The 14985-nt window shown below is 58.1% G+C and carries 13 protein-coding genes; 7 read left to right on the plus strand and 6 right to left on the minus strand.

The features are described 5' to 3' along the window. Positions 1–2: 2 nt before the first annotated feature. From nodI to AB5K84_RS37350, 6 genes are read right to left on the minus strand one after another with little or no spacing between them, the layout of a single operon-like run. A complete protein-coding gene (nodI, locus tag AB5K84_RS37325) occupies positions 3–923 on the minus strand; it encodes a nodulation factor ABC transporter ATP-binding protein NodI (RefSeq protein ID WP_011084827.1) in 921 nt (306 codons plus the stop codon). A 1-nt stretch (position 924) separates the two neighbouring features. Then, positions 925–2634: a nodulation protein NodU gene (nodU, locus tag AB5K84_RS37330; RefSeq protein WP_014497812.1), complete on the minus strand. Its 1710-nt coding sequence runs from the start codon at positions 2632–2634 to the stop codon at positions 925–927. 13 nt (positions 2635–2647) lie between these two features. After that, on the minus strand, positions 2648–3277 hold the full coding sequence (gene nodS, locus AB5K84_RS37335; RefSeq protein WP_014497813.1) for a nodulation methyltransferase NodS: 630 nt from the start codon (positions 3275–3277) through the stop codon (positions 2648–2650). Continuing rightward, positions 3204–4661: a chitooligosaccharide synthase NodC gene (nodC, locus tag AB5K84_RS37340; protein WP_011084824.1), complete on the minus strand. Its 1458-nt coding sequence runs from the start codon at positions 4659–4661 to the stop codon at positions 3204–3206. Before nodC ends, nodS begins: the two co-directional genes overlap by 74 nt. Positions 4662–4675: 14 nt before the next feature. Continuing rightward, a complete protein-coding gene (gene nodB, locus AB5K84_RS37345) occupies positions 4676–5335 on the minus strand; it encodes a chitooligosaccharide deacetylase NodB (RefSeq protein WP_011084823.1) in 660 nt (219 codons plus the stop codon). Then, complete coding sequence (locus AB5K84_RS37350) at positions 5332–5964, minus strand: NodA family N-acyltransferase (RefSeq protein ID WP_011084822.1); 633 nt, start codon at positions 5962–5964, stop codon at positions 5332–5334. The genes nodB and AB5K84_RS37350 overlap by 4 nt, the downstream gene beginning before the upstream one ends. 793 nt (positions 5965–6757) lie before the next feature. On the opposite strand from AB5K84_RS37350, the gene nodD1 reads away from it, so the two are divergent. The 7 genes from nodD1 (at position 6758) to AB5K84_RS37385 (ending at position 14166) form a co-directional block, all read left to right on the plus strand. After that, on the plus strand, positions 6758–7702 hold the full coding sequence (gene nodD1 / locus AB5K84_RS37355; protein ID WP_441232732.1) for a transcriptional regulator NodD1: 945 nt from the start codon (positions 6758–6760) through the stop codon (positions 7700–7702). Between the two features lie 633 nt (positions 7703–8335). Further along, positions 8336–9328 carry a transcriptional regulator NodD2 gene (gene nodD2 / locus AB5K84_RS37360; RefSeq protein WP_011084818.1) on the plus strand — a complete coding sequence of 331 codons (993 nt, stop codon included), beginning with the start codon at positions 8336–8338 and terminating at the stop codon, positions 9326–9328. A gap of 586 nt (positions 9329–9914) precedes the next feature. Continuing rightward, a complete protein-coding gene (locus AB5K84_RS37365; protein ID WP_014497819.1) occupies positions 9915–10124 on the plus strand; it encodes a hypothetical protein in 210 nt (69 codons plus the stop codon). A gap of 122 nt (positions 10125–10246) precedes the next feature. After that, on the plus strand, positions 10247–10960 hold the full coding sequence (locus AB5K84_RS37370; RefSeq protein WP_026312621.1) for a MerR family transcriptional regulator: 714 nt from the start codon (positions 10247–10249) through the stop codon (positions 10958–10960). 316 nt (positions 10961–11276) lie between these two features. Next, the gene (locus AB5K84_RS37375; protein WP_014497820.1) at positions 11277–11675 is read left to right on the plus strand and encodes an ABC transporter substrate-binding protein; all 399 of its coding nucleotides are present in this window, start codon (positions 11277–11279) and stop codon (positions 11673–11675) included. After that, a complete protein-coding gene (locus AB5K84_RS37380; protein ID WP_250647510.1) occupies positions 11578–12375 on the plus strand; it encodes a branched-chain amino acid ABC transporter substrate-binding protein in 798 nt (265 codons plus the stop codon). The genes AB5K84_RS37375 and AB5K84_RS37380 overlap by 98 nt, the downstream gene beginning before the upstream one ends. Before the next feature lie 1428 nt (positions 12376–13803). Then, positions 13804–14166 (plus strand): hypothetical protein, encoded by a 363-nt coding sequence (locus AB5K84_RS37385; protein WP_014497821.1) that lies wholly within the window; start codon positions 13804–13806, stop codon positions 14164–14166. The last annotated feature ends 819 nt before the right edge of the window (positions 14167–14985 follow it).

The following is a 14985-nucleotide window of genomic DNA, read 5'->3' on the forward strand; positions in this document are numbered from 1 at the left end:
GCTCATTTCTCCATCTCGCGCCCGGTCAACCGCAAAAACACGTCTTCGAGATTCGGGGGGCGCTGCAGAACGCGAAGGTCCGTTCGCCCGCGCAGGTGCACGCTGATTTCGTCCGGACATCGCGCGTAACAAAAAAGCGTCTCTCCACTCACTTCGATATGCCGCGCATACGGCCTGATCAGCTCCCGGAGTTGATCTAGATCACCGCCATAGATCTCGATCACGTTGCAGCCGATATGCTCGTCGATCAAGGCGTCTGGCTTGCCTTCGGCGATTTTGCATCCACTCTCAAGCACGCATAGCCGATCGCAAAGGCGTTCGGCCTCTTCCATGAAGTGAGTGGTCAAGAGGATCGTCTTGCCGCGCGCAAGAAGAGCCCGCAGGCGTTCCCAGATCAGGTGGCGAGCATGCGGATCGAGCCCCGTCGTCGGCTCGTCCATCACGAGTAGATGTGGATCATTGATCAGAGCGCGCGCCAGCGTCAGCCGCCGCTTCATACCACCGGACAAAAGGGAGACGCGCACGTCCGCCTTGCTTTCAAGCCGCGCAAACTCAAGCAACGAGGGCACAACCGCTTCGATCGTGCGAGCGCTCATGCCGAAATAGCGGCCAAACACAAGCAGGTTCTCCCGCACGGTGAACTCGGGCTCAAGGTTATCGAACTGCGGCACCACGCCTACGCGCACGCGCGCCGCACGAGCGCGGGAAGGCACAGGCTCATCGAGGACCGTAATCTTGCCTCGATCGGGGGAAATCATGCCGAGGAGCATGCGTGCAATCGTACTTTTGCCAGCTCCATTTGGCCCAAGCAGCCCGAAGCACTCTCCGCGCGCAACCGAGAACGACAGGTCATTGACGATAACCTTGTCCCCGAATGACTTTCTCACGCCGACAAGGTCGATCGCCATATTGGACATGTTCATCTTAGGCTGACAGAAGTCGTTCCGTAGGCGATGACTTCTTGATGACCGTTTTGCTCCAGAGCATGCCCTCGCACCACACATGCTCGACGCGCCCCCATTGGCATGCCGCCGCAGCATCGGGAAAGAATCCCCGTCCATGGAGGTTGGCGCTCGTGGTGCAGAGCAGCGGAATGCCGGTGAGTTGCTCAAATTCGATGAGAAGCGCAGCAATTTTGTGAGGAGAGTTGCGGGAAATTGTCTGCAGCCGCGCCGAGCCGTCGAGATGTACCACTGCCGGGATCTTGTCGCGCCAATTCGCCCGGGTTTGGTGATCGAATAGCATGTAAGGATCTGGCGTACCCGGGCTGAAGATCTCCGGCGCACGATCTTCCAGACAGATCGGCACCACCGGCCGGAAGTGTTCGCGCCGTTTGATGTCGTTGAGATGATCCTTCATCTCCGGGGACGTTGGGGCCGCAAGAATGCTTCTACCGCCCAACGCCCGCGGCCCGAGCCCGGCACACCCGGAAAGAAAGATGACGGGCTTGTTGTCAGCAAGAATCGAGGCAAGTTCAGGCAGACTGCACGGCGCCGCCTCCCAGTCCGGCGGAACCTCGCTCTCCTGCAGGGCGGGGCCACTGTAAACTGACCATTCCAACGGCTCGAAGCCATCTTGCGCTGCCATAGCGCCGCACGCCGCGCCGATTGCCGAGCCACTGTCATTTGGAAACGGCGGCACCCAGACATCATCGAATAATCCGGTCGCGCGAAGCGCGCTGTTCCATTTGATGTTGAGACCGCAACCTCCGGCGATGCATAGATTTCGCGCTCCCGGAAGCGACGAGTGCCGTAGCAGAACCATCGCGATCTCCTTAACGAGAAGACGTTCCAGAAACACATGAAACGACGCGAGGACGTCCTCCGCGCGCTTGGCCTTCAGGCGCAATGCGCTTGACTCGAAGAAGTCGTGAATAACTGCGAGAGACGCTTCCGCATTGTTGATGTTTTCGCGGTAGCGACGAGCCTGCTCCGTGTCAGCCGCTGAGCGCGTTTCATAAAGCTCCTGGAACACTTCCACGATGCTTTCGTCCACGGAACCAAGCTCGATGTAGGCCATCAGCTTGCCAGCAATGCCCAAATCCCAACTGGAGCGGTTCGGCTGCCGGTATGGGCCGAAGTGAAGGCCCGCGGCGGCATAGGCATGGCCAATCATCGGAAACAGCGATCCGATGAGCCGCGCGCCCTGGGGCTCGACATAGTAAAGGCGTGGAAAGATACAGCCGTCCCATACCAGACACAACGCGGGTTTCCCCGCGCTGGCGAAAGGACTGGTGCTATATGCTGAGGCGACATGGCCCGTGACATGCGGGTAGCTCTTATATGGAAACTCCTCGCCTCCGAGGAGGAGGCCATAGCCGTCGACGGAATCAAGGAGGCCCTCAGCATGACGCTCGACATATGGCGCGCCTTTTAGCGCGACCGGCACCGCTCCGCTTAGGAGCTGGAACTGCGATTCATTCTCCCCGTCCCAGCCATCAATCACGAACTGATCGATGTCGCGCGGATTCAGGCCATGCTCCGCCAAGGCGAAGACGACTGCATCGAGATTGTCGACGGACTGATAGCGAGGACCATTGCCGCGCTTCTCTTGCTCGACGCAAAAAAGACGCCGACCGTCCTCGACGACAGCAATTGCTCCGTCATGTGTCAACTTTATTCCGCAGATGCGCATACGTCCTCCTGGCCTAATGACCGGCGTTTGATTGTGCCGACGCGCCGCCCGGCTTCAGAAACCGGACGATCAAGCAGTCTTCGCTCGCCGACCCGGTGCAGCAGTGCCGGCGCTCGATCTCTGATAGGCTCTCATTGAAGAGAGCGATCACCGTCTCAGCACCGGCAGCATGCCCCCAGCGTTGACATATTTCATCACGCGCAGACCCGAAAATGAGAGTCTCATCTGGCGCAAGCATACTCACCAGGTTGCGGATAGCCGCATGCATCTCGACGACGTCCCTGAGGTAGTAAAGAACCTCAGCCACGACAATCAAATCGAATTGCTCAGTGGTCGAGAACCGCTGAATGTCGCAGGTCACCCAACTAATATGTGACCATTTCCCGGTCCGCAGTCGCGTTCGCTCGATTGCCTGCGGCATGACATCCACGACCGTAAGTCGCTCGCATAGCGGCGCCAGCATCTCCGTGAATGCACCGGCTGCACATCCTACTTCGAGCGCAGACGCCGCATCTCCGTCGCGGCGCGACATCCGGAGCATTTGCGCGTATCGCTGCTGCTCGAACGCACTAGTGTCGAGGCGCCACGGGTCGTCGACAGCCAACTCTCGCTCTAATAACTGATGGTTTTCGTCCTGAGTCATCAGCCGACCACTTATTTGTAGACAGTCGAACGATCGCGACCGGAAACACTCTCCGTCGCCGCCAGGCTCGATGGAGGCTGCGATAACGCCGCCTTACGAATAGGAGCAGGCGCCCCCCTACACCAGCAGGACTTCGTCCGGCATTCGGGTGCAGGATGACAGGCTGTTTCCCCTCTTCCGTCGGCATATCGGTGACTTTCCGAGATAGCCAATCGCTATTGCTCAATGTACAAAGCGCATAGGCCTTCAAAGGCAGTAAGAGACAGATATTGATCGGCGTGTGGAGCGAGAAGCCGATAAACCGCAGCTCGCGGGCACGAAGCGCTGCCACACAGCACCGGACCGTAGTCATTGCAGCAATCGTCAATCCCGTCCACCAGGGTATAGAGCCATCGATCAGGAGCTGTGCGAGCGCAGCAAGTGATGAAATGGCGAGGAGCAATGGGCCGAGATTTTGCCCGATAACGTCTAGCGTCAAATAACCATCGAGCTCTGGCAGCAGGCGCCAAGCAAGAAACGTATCTCGAAAGGTACTTCGCGCCCAGCGGAGTTGCTGTCGTAGATATGGCCGAAGACTGTGCGGGACGACTGTGGCTGCTATGGCGTCCGGAACGTATTCGGTTCGAAACCCCGCCTTGAGCATGAGTATCGTTAGGTGGCGGTCCTCGCCGAAATCGCTCGGCTTCCCACGAAAGAATTGGGCTTCATATTGATCAAGAAGCAAGGCGAGCGCGGAACGCCGATACATGGCACATGGGCCGCAGCAACACATGACGGCACCGAAGCGCGCCTGTGCCGCGCGCTCTTCGTTGCACGCGAGCCAATATTCCATGTCGATCAGCCTGGTCAGCCAGGTCTGGTTGCGATTGCTCGCGATCAGCTGACCCATGGCCGCACCGATTCCCGGGTCATGCATCTTCAATACAAGCTTCGTGACGACGTCGGCAGCAAGTATCGTATCGGAATCGACGTTGAGAACCAGATCACCGGATGAGCTGCGTATCGCTGCGATCTGCGCCTTGCGCTTTCCCACATTGTTCGCCAACAAGATAAAACTGAATCTCGGATCGCTCGCATATATCCGGTGTACAGGCGCGACAACGTCGCGGTTTGCCGATCCGTCATCGACCACATATACCTGCATCTTTCCGGCGTAGTCTTGACTGGCAATCGACTCCAGACATTCGGCGAGTGTGTTCGGATTCTCGTTGAAGCACGGCACGATCACGTCCACAGCAGGAACGACCACCTCGGCTTGTCCAAGGTTGTCCAGCGATGAGTTGATCGCCGGCTGAGCATAAAGCGCTTGCACGCTCTTATAGATCGTCGATAGGAGCGCATAAGATGAAACGGCGGCAGCACTGGTCGTCGCGAGCAGGTCCATGGGGTGTCGTTTTTTCAGTGGAGTTGAGGGAGTGGACGGATTACAAACCCGCGCCGTTGTAGTGCTGGAATGAGATATGCCAGCGCCGTCCTGGTCTGATCGCGCAGCGTAGAGCCACTGGGCAATCCCTCCTCATCGGGAGGATATCCGTCGTGCAGGAGCACAATTGCACCCGGGCGTACGTTCGCCAGTACGGAATTCACAATTGCATCAACCCCGGGGCGGGACCAATCTCTAGGGTCGACCGACCAGTGCAGAGCCGTGAGACCAGCGCTCGCCGCCACTGCGAGCACATCTCGCGTCCATATGCCGTAAGGCGCTCGCATATGCCTGGGCGAGGCCAGCGGGCACGCCAGACGGATGGCTTCGCTCGCCGTCAGCACCTCGTCGTGTAGCTCCGTAGGTCCGCATCTGGATAGATCAGGATGGGTCATCGTATGGTTCGCAACCTCATGCCCTTCCGCAATCATTCGTCGGATGAGTTCAGGATGCTCCGTCGCGTACGTCCCGATGACGAAGAATGTCGCGGGGACCCGATGTTGCGCCAGGACATCGAGCACCTCTGGCGTACAAAATGGATTTGGCCCATCGTCAAAGGTCAAATGGACAGCTCGACTTCCGCCCGCGTCAGCGTAGTCGCAGCGGACAGTAGATAGGGTGGAACGCTCTGTCACAACTCAGGCCCGTTACGATCGATGACAGTCCCGGCCGGCCATTCGCTTATCGAGCGTCCGACCGGAAACACCACGACGATCACGTCTTCGATGCGCGTCGGCGATAAATTTGGATAGACATCCGGCAAGGTGGAGCGGACGCGAATGCCACGCATCAGGGTGGCGAGCCCCTGCCTTTCGACCAGTCGGGTCAAATGTTTTTCGAGGGCCGAGCGAACCGCGCCAAATCCGAATGGAACGCCGAGCTCCTGGAGTGCGGGATACATCACGCGCATTGCGTGGCCTATCCCGTGCCCCTCGAGATCGGGGCGCACCGCATACAACCCCAGTTCGGCCACAGGGAGATCGACTTCACCAACTTTGATGAAGCGGCGCAGTAGCCCGATGTGAGCCGCTACCCCGCGCGCGTCGTAACCAATTACGCGGAGCTCGGGTCTTGCTCCAGCCCAACTTCGGCTCCGCTCAAACGGCTGCGCATTGAACGCACCCGTCGGTCCGTAACTCTTGCGGAAGAACTCCGCGAGCTCGGCATGATCGGCGAGCTGCAGTTCACTTTCCCAACGAAGGCTCCACTGCACTTGAGCGCGCCCAGAAGATCCTTCCGCAGTCGGGGAGACGGCAATGTTCATGGCGAGCTTCCTTGCGCCGGTGGAATGAAGAGCGGGGATGGTCACGTCAATTCGCTATTCGCCGAACCGCCGATGAATGCTGAGATGCGCCGCCATGCTCTGTCGGAGCTCGGCACTGCTCGCCTACTCCGCGCCGCTGGCCTTTGCGCGACGGAGCGATCGCTTGATTGCACCCTCGTGCGGTTGATGCCGCGCTCACGATAACTCGGAAGCTGCCGACGAGGCGGTTGGGCTAGCCAGAACCTGTCTGCACCAGCGAGCTTTTGTGCCTGCAGTCGCATCGCCCTCCGGCGCTTTGACGTCTGAGGGCCGGCCATCGGCGCGCAAGCCTCATCGATGGCGCATCGGAGCGGCATCAGATCACACTGGCTTTTATACATCTTCGACACGCCCCACATGCACTGGACAGGCGAGCCATTTGGAACGGCGCCTGGAATTCTTGGCATCCGCAACCTGCGTCTGCCTCTATTCTTCGACACTAGAATGAGGCTGAACGCGCCCTCAATTGTACGCGGGTAAACCTGAAATATGGAAACGGATGATATCCGCATACCAACGTTTATCGGGACGCGCTTGGCGTTCGAACGGCCACGCTTAAGGAGAAACAACAACGCGCGCCCATGGTGCGCTCCCACGTCTGGGAGCTCTTCTCTTAGCTCACGTGAACGACCGGAAACCATCGTGGCGCGTCTAATTGCTTTTTCCAAACTTCAGTTTGCTATCCAACCTCCCCCAGTTTGGTAAAATCGATTGTTTCGATAGAACACATCCACACGATGGATAGACTCATCACATGCGGTTCAAGGGACTTGATCTAAATCTTCTCGTTGCGCTCGACGCCGTGATGACGGCGCGCAACCTCACAGCGGCGGCTCGCAAAATCAATCTGAGCCAGCCTGCTATGAGCGCTGCGATCGCACGGCTGCGCACCTATTTCCGCGATGAACTCTTTACTATGAGAGGTCGCGAACTCGTCCCGACACCTGGCGCGGAAGCGCTTGCAGGTCCGGTTCGCGAGGCCCTGCTGCACATCCAACTCTCAATCATATCGCGGGACGCGCTCGACCCTGCTCAATCGAGCCGACGCTTCAGGGTCATTCTCTCAGATTTCATGACGATCGTTTTTTTCCGCAGAATTGTGGACCGCATGGCGCAAGAAGCCCCCGCGGTGCGCTTCGAACTGCTGCCATTTTCTGATGAACCGGATGACCTGCTGCGGCGGGGCGAGGTCGACTTTCTCATTCTGCCGGAACTTTTCATGTCGAGCGCGCACCCTAAGGCGACGCTGTTCGACGAGAGCCTCGTATGCGTCGGATGCCGCGCGAACAAGCAGCTATCCCGGCAGCTTACGTTCGAACAATACATCTCGATGGGGCACGTTACTGCCAAGTTCGGACGCGCACTGAGACCGAACCTCGAAGAATGGTTTTTGCTTGAGAACGGCCTGAGGAGACGAATTGAGGTCGTCGTGCAGGGCTTTAGCCTGATTCCGCCCCTGTTGCTAGACACGAGCCGTATCGGCACGATGCCCTTACGACTGGCCAGGCACTTCGAAAAGCGGATGCCGTTGCGGATCATCCAACCGCCCCTCCCCCTGCCCACATTCACAGAGGCCCTGCAGTGGCCCTCATTCCACAATACCGACCCCGCGAGCATCTGGATGCGTCGGATATTGCTCGAGGAAGCATCCAACATGGCATCTGGGGACCAGGAGCCTCCAACTCGCAGGCGCTGTTAGGCTTACCTTAAGCTGCGCTCTGAACATCCCCGGCACACTGTAGAACCTTCGACGTGCCCCGTTTTCTTTCGTCTTTCCAGGGTATGGAGGTGAGAAGGAGCCACAGACGCGCAATGCGACGATCGGTCGCGAAGCCTTTTCCAGTTGTGCGCGTGGTGACCTCGAAGGTGCGGTTTGATGCGCTCACGACGCATTCAGGCTACGTCCGGCAACCATCGCAGAAGAATATGCCTGCCGTGCAAATGTTTGGCTCTATCACTAAAATGTCTTGAACCGCACATTGCGTCAGGTTGTAGGTTGCTCTCGTGACAAGCGCTGCACGACCCAGCTGTCGACACCGCGCTTTGGCACGCTGACGAACACTGGGCTGATCTGCCATCAGCGGACTGAACGACCCTGCTGCGTGGCCGGCCGGAACCGGCAAGACCAATTAGCTTGGAGCTCCCGACGCTTTCCCGCCGCTGCCGATCGGCTTTCCGCCTGCTCTCCATTGTTGCGGTCATCTCGCAAGCTTCCTTTCCCGGGCGCAGGAATGAGCCGATGTCCATTGGGGCGGGCCAAGACGATTGCTCCAGGCGCTGGCGCCACCGCACGCTATTGCGCAGCAACGACGTTTGTGCCGGATAGGAAGAGATGCGTTTCAAAGGTCTGGATCTAAATCTTCTGGTCGCGCTGGATGCTCTAATAACTGAGCGCAACCTCTCGTCAGCCGCACGCAAGATCAATCTTAGTCAGCCGGCAATGAGCGCAGCCGTTGCCCGGCTGCGCAAGCATTTCCGTGATGAACTGTTTGGAATGAGGGGGCGCGAACTTGTCTTGAGCTCACGCGCGGAAGGGCTCGCGGCTCCTGTGCGCGAGGCTCTGATGCACATTGAACTCTCGATTATGGCCCGACATCCGTTCGACCCAGCTCGATTGAACCGCCGATTCAGGATCGTCCTTTCTGACTTCGTAACAGTTGTGCTCTTCCGAAATGTCGTAGCACGCGTCACGCGAGAAGCCCCCGCCGTCAGCTTCGAATTGGCTGCGCCGACCGATGAACACGAGCTGCTCCTCCGCCGCGGTGAAGTCGATTTTGTTATCCGGCCAGATTTTTTCATGTCCAGCACGCACCCCAGAGCGGCCCTATTCGAGGAGCGACTCGTCTGCGTAGGCTGCTGCACCAATAGGGAATTACAACCCCGGCTTACATTCGATCGATATATGTCGATGGGTCACGTTGCAGTTAAGCACGGAGGTGCGCCCCGGACGCCAGTTGAGCATTCCTTTTTGACTGATCTCGGACCCACGCGGCGCATCGACATCCTCGTGCAGAGCTTCAGCATGATCCCGCCTCTCATAGTTGGGACGAACCGCATAGGCACGATGCCATTAGGGCTCGTGAGGCATTTCCAAAGAACGATGCCCCTTCGGATCGTTGAGCTTCCGCATCCATTCCCCGCCTTCACCGAGGCGGTCCAATGGCCCTCACTTCACAACAGCGACCCGGGAAGTCTGTGGATGAGGGACATTTTGTTTCAGGAGGCCACCCGCATGGCAACTACACAAGAGCTCCGTGTGACCAGCAGCCCGGAAGACGCGGAGCCCCCGGGACATTTCGTGCGATCCGTCTCACCGTTGCCGTAAGCACATTCGCGAAGTCTACGAACCTCACATTCCAACACTTGTCTCAACACACAATTCCTGCTCGCCTGGCTTGCTCTTATTGCCGGGGGAAAGGATCCTTGCGGCAGGCAAGAGGCGCTTTCGCTCTTCGCACCTCCGCCTCGGGGGCGAGAAACGGCAGACTGCCGACTTGATGCTTTTAGGGACGGGAACGGAACGGGGCCGGCGAGCGACGGAGCAATGCCTTCGCACTGAAGCTAGGCGTTTACGTTGCAACGGCCGCGGCAGGGCGCAGCTCTCTCAAGAAGGTAGGCCAGGCACGGAGCTCTTGCCGTCAACTCCCTGGGTCGGTAGTTGCTCCCGATGAACGGAGATGATCAGCTTATTCGGATTCCTACCACCGTTCATTGTGAGCATAGAGATCGTCGGACTTGCCGTGCCGTCGAAGCTAGCATCGCGAACGCGTGTGGCCTGAACGCATCACACAGCAGCACATCACATCCTCATCGCTTTGCGCCGCAGGTATGACTTCTTTTGGCCCTACCGCAGCCAAACGTCTTGACGACGTGCGCTGCGCTTGACTCAATTTCAAACAAGGAGCTGAACGTTGAAGCTTTGCAGCGGGGTGTTCGATCCAGAAGAGCTATCTGCCCTCGGACGGCTTTATGACGGCGCCGTCGACGCGCTACCTCCGTCGATGCGGAGTCCAGAAAACTGCGCAGCAATCGCCAAACTTATCCTGGAGCGTACGGCGGCTGGCGAGGCTGAACTGGCACGCCTGGCGAACTTGTTGATCACCCTTTCTCCTGAGGGTTGATCAGCCGCCATTCTAAGGATAGTCACCACTCGCGCGCATGAATTAAAGGCGATTCAACTGGAGCTTAGAAATCCGCTTGAATCATACGTGACGTCAGGTTGTAGGCTTTGAAATTGAACAACATGAACAGAGCTACACCAAGACGGCGTCGATGGCGCATTGGCGAACTTGCAGAGGCGACCGGAGTAACGGTGCGCACGCTGCACCATTATGAGCACACTGGACTGCTAGCAGCGACAGAGCGCACTGAGGGCGGTCACCGGATGTATGACCGCGAAAGCGGGCAACGGGTTCATCAGATTCGCGCGCTGCGTGAGCTTGGCTTCTCGCTCGTGGAGATCCGTAAAGCTATGGAGGGGACGACCTCACTCACGGACTTGCTGCGCAAACATCTAGAGCGCATAGAAGTCCAAGTCGCGCGCACAACTCTGTTGCGCGACCGTTTGCGCAACATGACCATCGACAGCGAGGCGCAGGTAAGTGTGGATGAGCTGCCTGCCACCCTGAACGCCATGTCGCGCGCCGAGACGCGGAGTCAGACGTCCCGGTGCACCTGCAATTTAGCTGCGGAGCGAGAGGACCGCTGGCGGCGAATCCGTGATGATCTTCGCGACTGCATGGATGGGGGCGAGCACCCTTGCGGAGAGCGCGCAAAGGCTGTCGCGGTTGCAGCACGCTTGCTGATCAGCGAAATCGCCGGCGACGATTCACGTGTTTCGATGATCCTGAAGGTACTTGCACGATTAAGCGCGCCCCGCAGTCTGGCTGGTTGGGATCCCTGTCTAATGCAATATCTCGATCTTGCCCTTGGCGGATTGGAGGATCAGCCTTACTGACGCATTCATGGCGGGTTCCACACGCCGGTTAGGGCAAGCTAAGAAACGCTAGGTGAACCGGCCGCTCTCCGACGCGGCTTGGAGTTTTACGGAATCAAACGGAAGGATTGTCACCGCCGGGCGATCCGCGTCCCTGACGCCTCCATCGCTCTTCCCAAAAGGGCTTGATCCGCACGTAACGTCAAGTTGTAGATCTTACCGTAGTTGGCGGCTCGCCCGGCCAACGCAGGTTTGCCCAGCAAGCAACGCCTGTCTACAGGCGTGGTTGACTACAACCAGTTGCGGTTCACTTCAGGTGAGCATTGGAAGCTCTACAATGGTAAATAAGCGGCATGCCTCTCTTGCGCCTGCGGCGCTTCTCTTCTGCGCTCTCGTCGCTCCGTCTGCGCGCGGCTCTGAAATAAAGATCGCCGTGGCTGGCCCAATGACCGGAAGCAGCGCTGCATTCGGCGCGCAAATGCGCGATGGTGCGGCTGCGGCGGTCGAGGTCCTGAACGCCTCAGGCCAGCTTCCCGATAATGCCAAAACTATATTGAGCGTCGCTGACGACGCCTGCGACCCTAGGCAAGCTGTCGCAGTCGCGAATAAGCTCACGACAGAGCGGATCCTGTTGGTGGTTGGCCATTTTTGTTCCTCTTCGTCGATCCCGGCCTCCGACATCTACGCGAAGCTGGCATCGTCCAGGTGTTACCAGGCTCGTCAACTCCTCAACTAACAGAGCACGGCCTTGGGACTGTCTTTCGGATCTGCGGCCCGACGACCAACAGGGAGCCGTTGCCGCCGAGTACATTCACACGAATTATCGCCTCGAGAAAATCGCGGTGCTGGACGACAAGAGGACTGCTGGCAGGGGGATTGTCGACGTGGTTGAAGCCCGGCTTCATCGATTGGGACGGCAGGTGAGCCGGCAAAGCTATGTTGCCGGTGAAAGGGGCTTCAGAGCCTTGCTCTCAAGAATGGAGAAGGACCGGCTGCGCGTCGCCTATATCGGCGGCTACCACACCGAAGTCGGATTGTTGGTACGCCAGGCAGCAGAAGCAAAAGCAGACCTCACGGTCATGGCGAACGATCCGCTGATGACCTCCGAATTCTGGGCCATTACCGGCAGCGCTGGGAATGGCACATTGTTTACCTTCATGCCCAACCCCGCTGGGAACGCCAATGCTGCCAGTGCGGTCGCCGGACTCAAAGCTTCCGGGCTGCCCGGTGAAGGCTACACACTATACGCTTGTGCCGCTGTGCAAGCCTGGGCAGAGGCGGTGAACCGGAGCGGCTCCTTCAATGCTGACCGGGTCGCCAGCGCGCTTCGTTCCCGACCGATCGACCGGTTCGACAAAAGGAGGGACAACTCGGCTTCTGGATTTTTGGTTTATCGCTGGCGCGACGGTCATGTCGAGCGTGTCAAGAAGTACTGATTTTCATGCAACGCAGCATTCCCCACGCGAAGTATCTCGAATGATGAGACGCCCTCAGAACGTTGTCGCAGCAATGCTCGCTAGCGCTTTTATATTCGCTGCTTTTGCAGCGTTTTTCGCGCTCGCTGCGGCGCTCGCAGAGCTACCGAGCGCCGCCCTGCCGAAGGTGCTACGCCCGATGATAGACAAATAGCAGCCCCCTTGTCTGATCCCGTCTGCAGCACTGGCCTCGGAGGCGGCCATTTACCGTTCTGCTAGGTTTGAAGGCATGCCCCTTATGCAGCCAGTGATCGAAGGTTGAGGACTAGGAAAGCGAAGCTAACGATTCTTTATGGACAAGCACGGATTTTGTTGGAGGCGTTCGCCTTCTGTCAGATTCGTGCCCGACCAGCATCTACGCATTCTCTAGCCTGGATTATATCGCGCAATCTCAGATCCACGAATGGAAGAGACAGCGGGACGGCACGAAGCAATCAGGCCCACTACCTAGACTATAGCCGAGTATACGGGTAGCGAGAGCTGGTGGATAGCCGGCGCCGGGATGCATGTCTCTCTTGGCCGCGGGGGCACCAAGGTTTTGGCGTCCAAGTCAACGCTACTCGTTCCGCTACTTCGTGCGCTCTCAAGCATGGCGGGTCATCAGCGGCTCAGCCGCCTGCCCGGGCATTCCCTATGCTTCCTAGCCCGGATAGCAGGAGAACCAATCAACCGGCTCCGATGAAGGCGGTGAGATTGCTCGCCTGCGCTATCAACGAACTGGATGCATCCCATCAACACTTTCTATTTTACTAATTGAAGCCAAACACCGCATAAGTCGATCGCCGGCTTACGGAAGGCAGTGTTCACGAATGTCGCGTGATAATGGATCACTTGGTCGCAGAGCAAATCACGTGCTTCTTGGCTGCTTCGAGCAATGTTTGACGGCAAGACACGTGGGGGCACGAATGCAGTGCGGTGACCAGTCGCAGTTGGCGCGCAATCTACACGACGTTGCCTGCCCCTTTGGGCATGATACTTGATTGCTCTAAGAAGACAGCTATCACGCACACTCGGCGATGGTAAATGCCTCCGCAGCGTAGAACTCGGGCAGGTGAGTTGGCCTTCGCAGGGGTGCGGGCTGGACCTTTCGCTCTGACCAGGCGGGTCGCCTCAACAGTCCGGCGCTGTTGCCGCGGCTCCAAGCAGAGCAGTACAATCAGCTGTGTGGCCCCGAACAGAGTCACCGCTGTTGCCGAACGCACTGGGCGGCTCGAGAATCCATTCAAATCCCGCGCCATCGGCAACGCTTTTCGTTTTTCCCTAGACGCTCATTGCACTTTTGCAATCCTTGCAGCAGTCATTTGTCCAGCGAAGCGTCCGCCGTTTGGCGAACGGGAAACGATACCTCTACTCCGCCTGTCTTGCATTTCACCACTTTGGAGAAATACCGTGGAACTTGACCCTTCCAATTCACGCATACAAAACCTCGAGGATCGCGTCGACCTGCAACTCGACATCGTGGCTGGGCTCATGCGCGAAGAAGGCAACGAGCTGGAAGCGATCCGATTACTTAATGCCCTCATAGGCCAAATGATCACCGCGGAACTGGAGCTCGGCCAGCTTGGCGATACAAGAACCGGCCACGGACGAATGCGATTGTCGCAAGACCGTGGCGTTTACCACCCCGAGGACCTTCAGATTCTGGGACGCCTTTTTGATCAGACTGTGGCGGCATTACCGGCCGCGCTGCGGACTTCCGCCAATCGATTGACGATCGCCAAGCTCATTCTTTCACGTGCGGCAGCGGACTGAGATTTCATTTGCGCTTTTTGGAGATTGATGGCGTTGAGCGGACGTTTATGGCTGGGCTGACAGTTACACTTAGGCCGCACACACCAGGGATCGACATTTGCTGTTTATGGGCTCACCGTCCGTAAGCGCGCCGCTTCCGCTGGCCTTTCATATGGCAACAGTTCGCCACCACTTTCGAAATCAGGCTTGCTCTATCTCACGCCGCCGGCGACGCATTCGATCTAGCTGGGCCTTGCTGTCCCTCGACGCCTTTCACGAGCTGCAAGTATCCAAAGCTCGGAAGCGCGCCGCCGATCCCACGCTGCGCCGGCTTTCCTACGCAACTCCGTATTGAACCCACACCGACGGCGCCCGGCCCTTCTTTGCCAAACGACTAAGAATCCGCCGTGGGGAAAGTGCAATTGCCCTTGCATCTCGTTCCCTCTCTTAGGCGCCTGACCGGTAACAAACACCACGGCCGGAGCAGAACGCCACGCGCAGGTGAATATCACACGGCAATAGGCGTCGAGACTTGTCGCAAAGCAGACAAGTCTCATCCGGAACAGGCTACATCACCCCAAATCCGACGTCACAAGCGCCATTGCGGTTTGAACGCTTCTTGAGAGTGGGAAAAGAGTAGGCGGCCTTTTTCATCATGCTGGGCTTTAACCGCAACCCGTGGGGGCCGATCTTCCGAATGAAGGAAAAGCCACAATTTGGTGACCGACCAAGAGGCCCACGACGGCAATGAAGGGCACGACAACTCGTACTCGCTTCACTCTTTTCAGAATTTCTTCGAATTGCGCGGGCATTACGGCGTTCGGTCATCGCAACTTCAAC

It is taken from the genome of Bradyrhizobium sp. 1200_D9_N1_1 (assembly GCF_052075915.1).
GTDB classification, from domain to species: Bacteria; Pseudomonadota; Alphaproteobacteria; order Rhizobiales; family Xanthobacteraceae; genus Bradyrhizobium; species Bradyrhizobium diazoefficiens.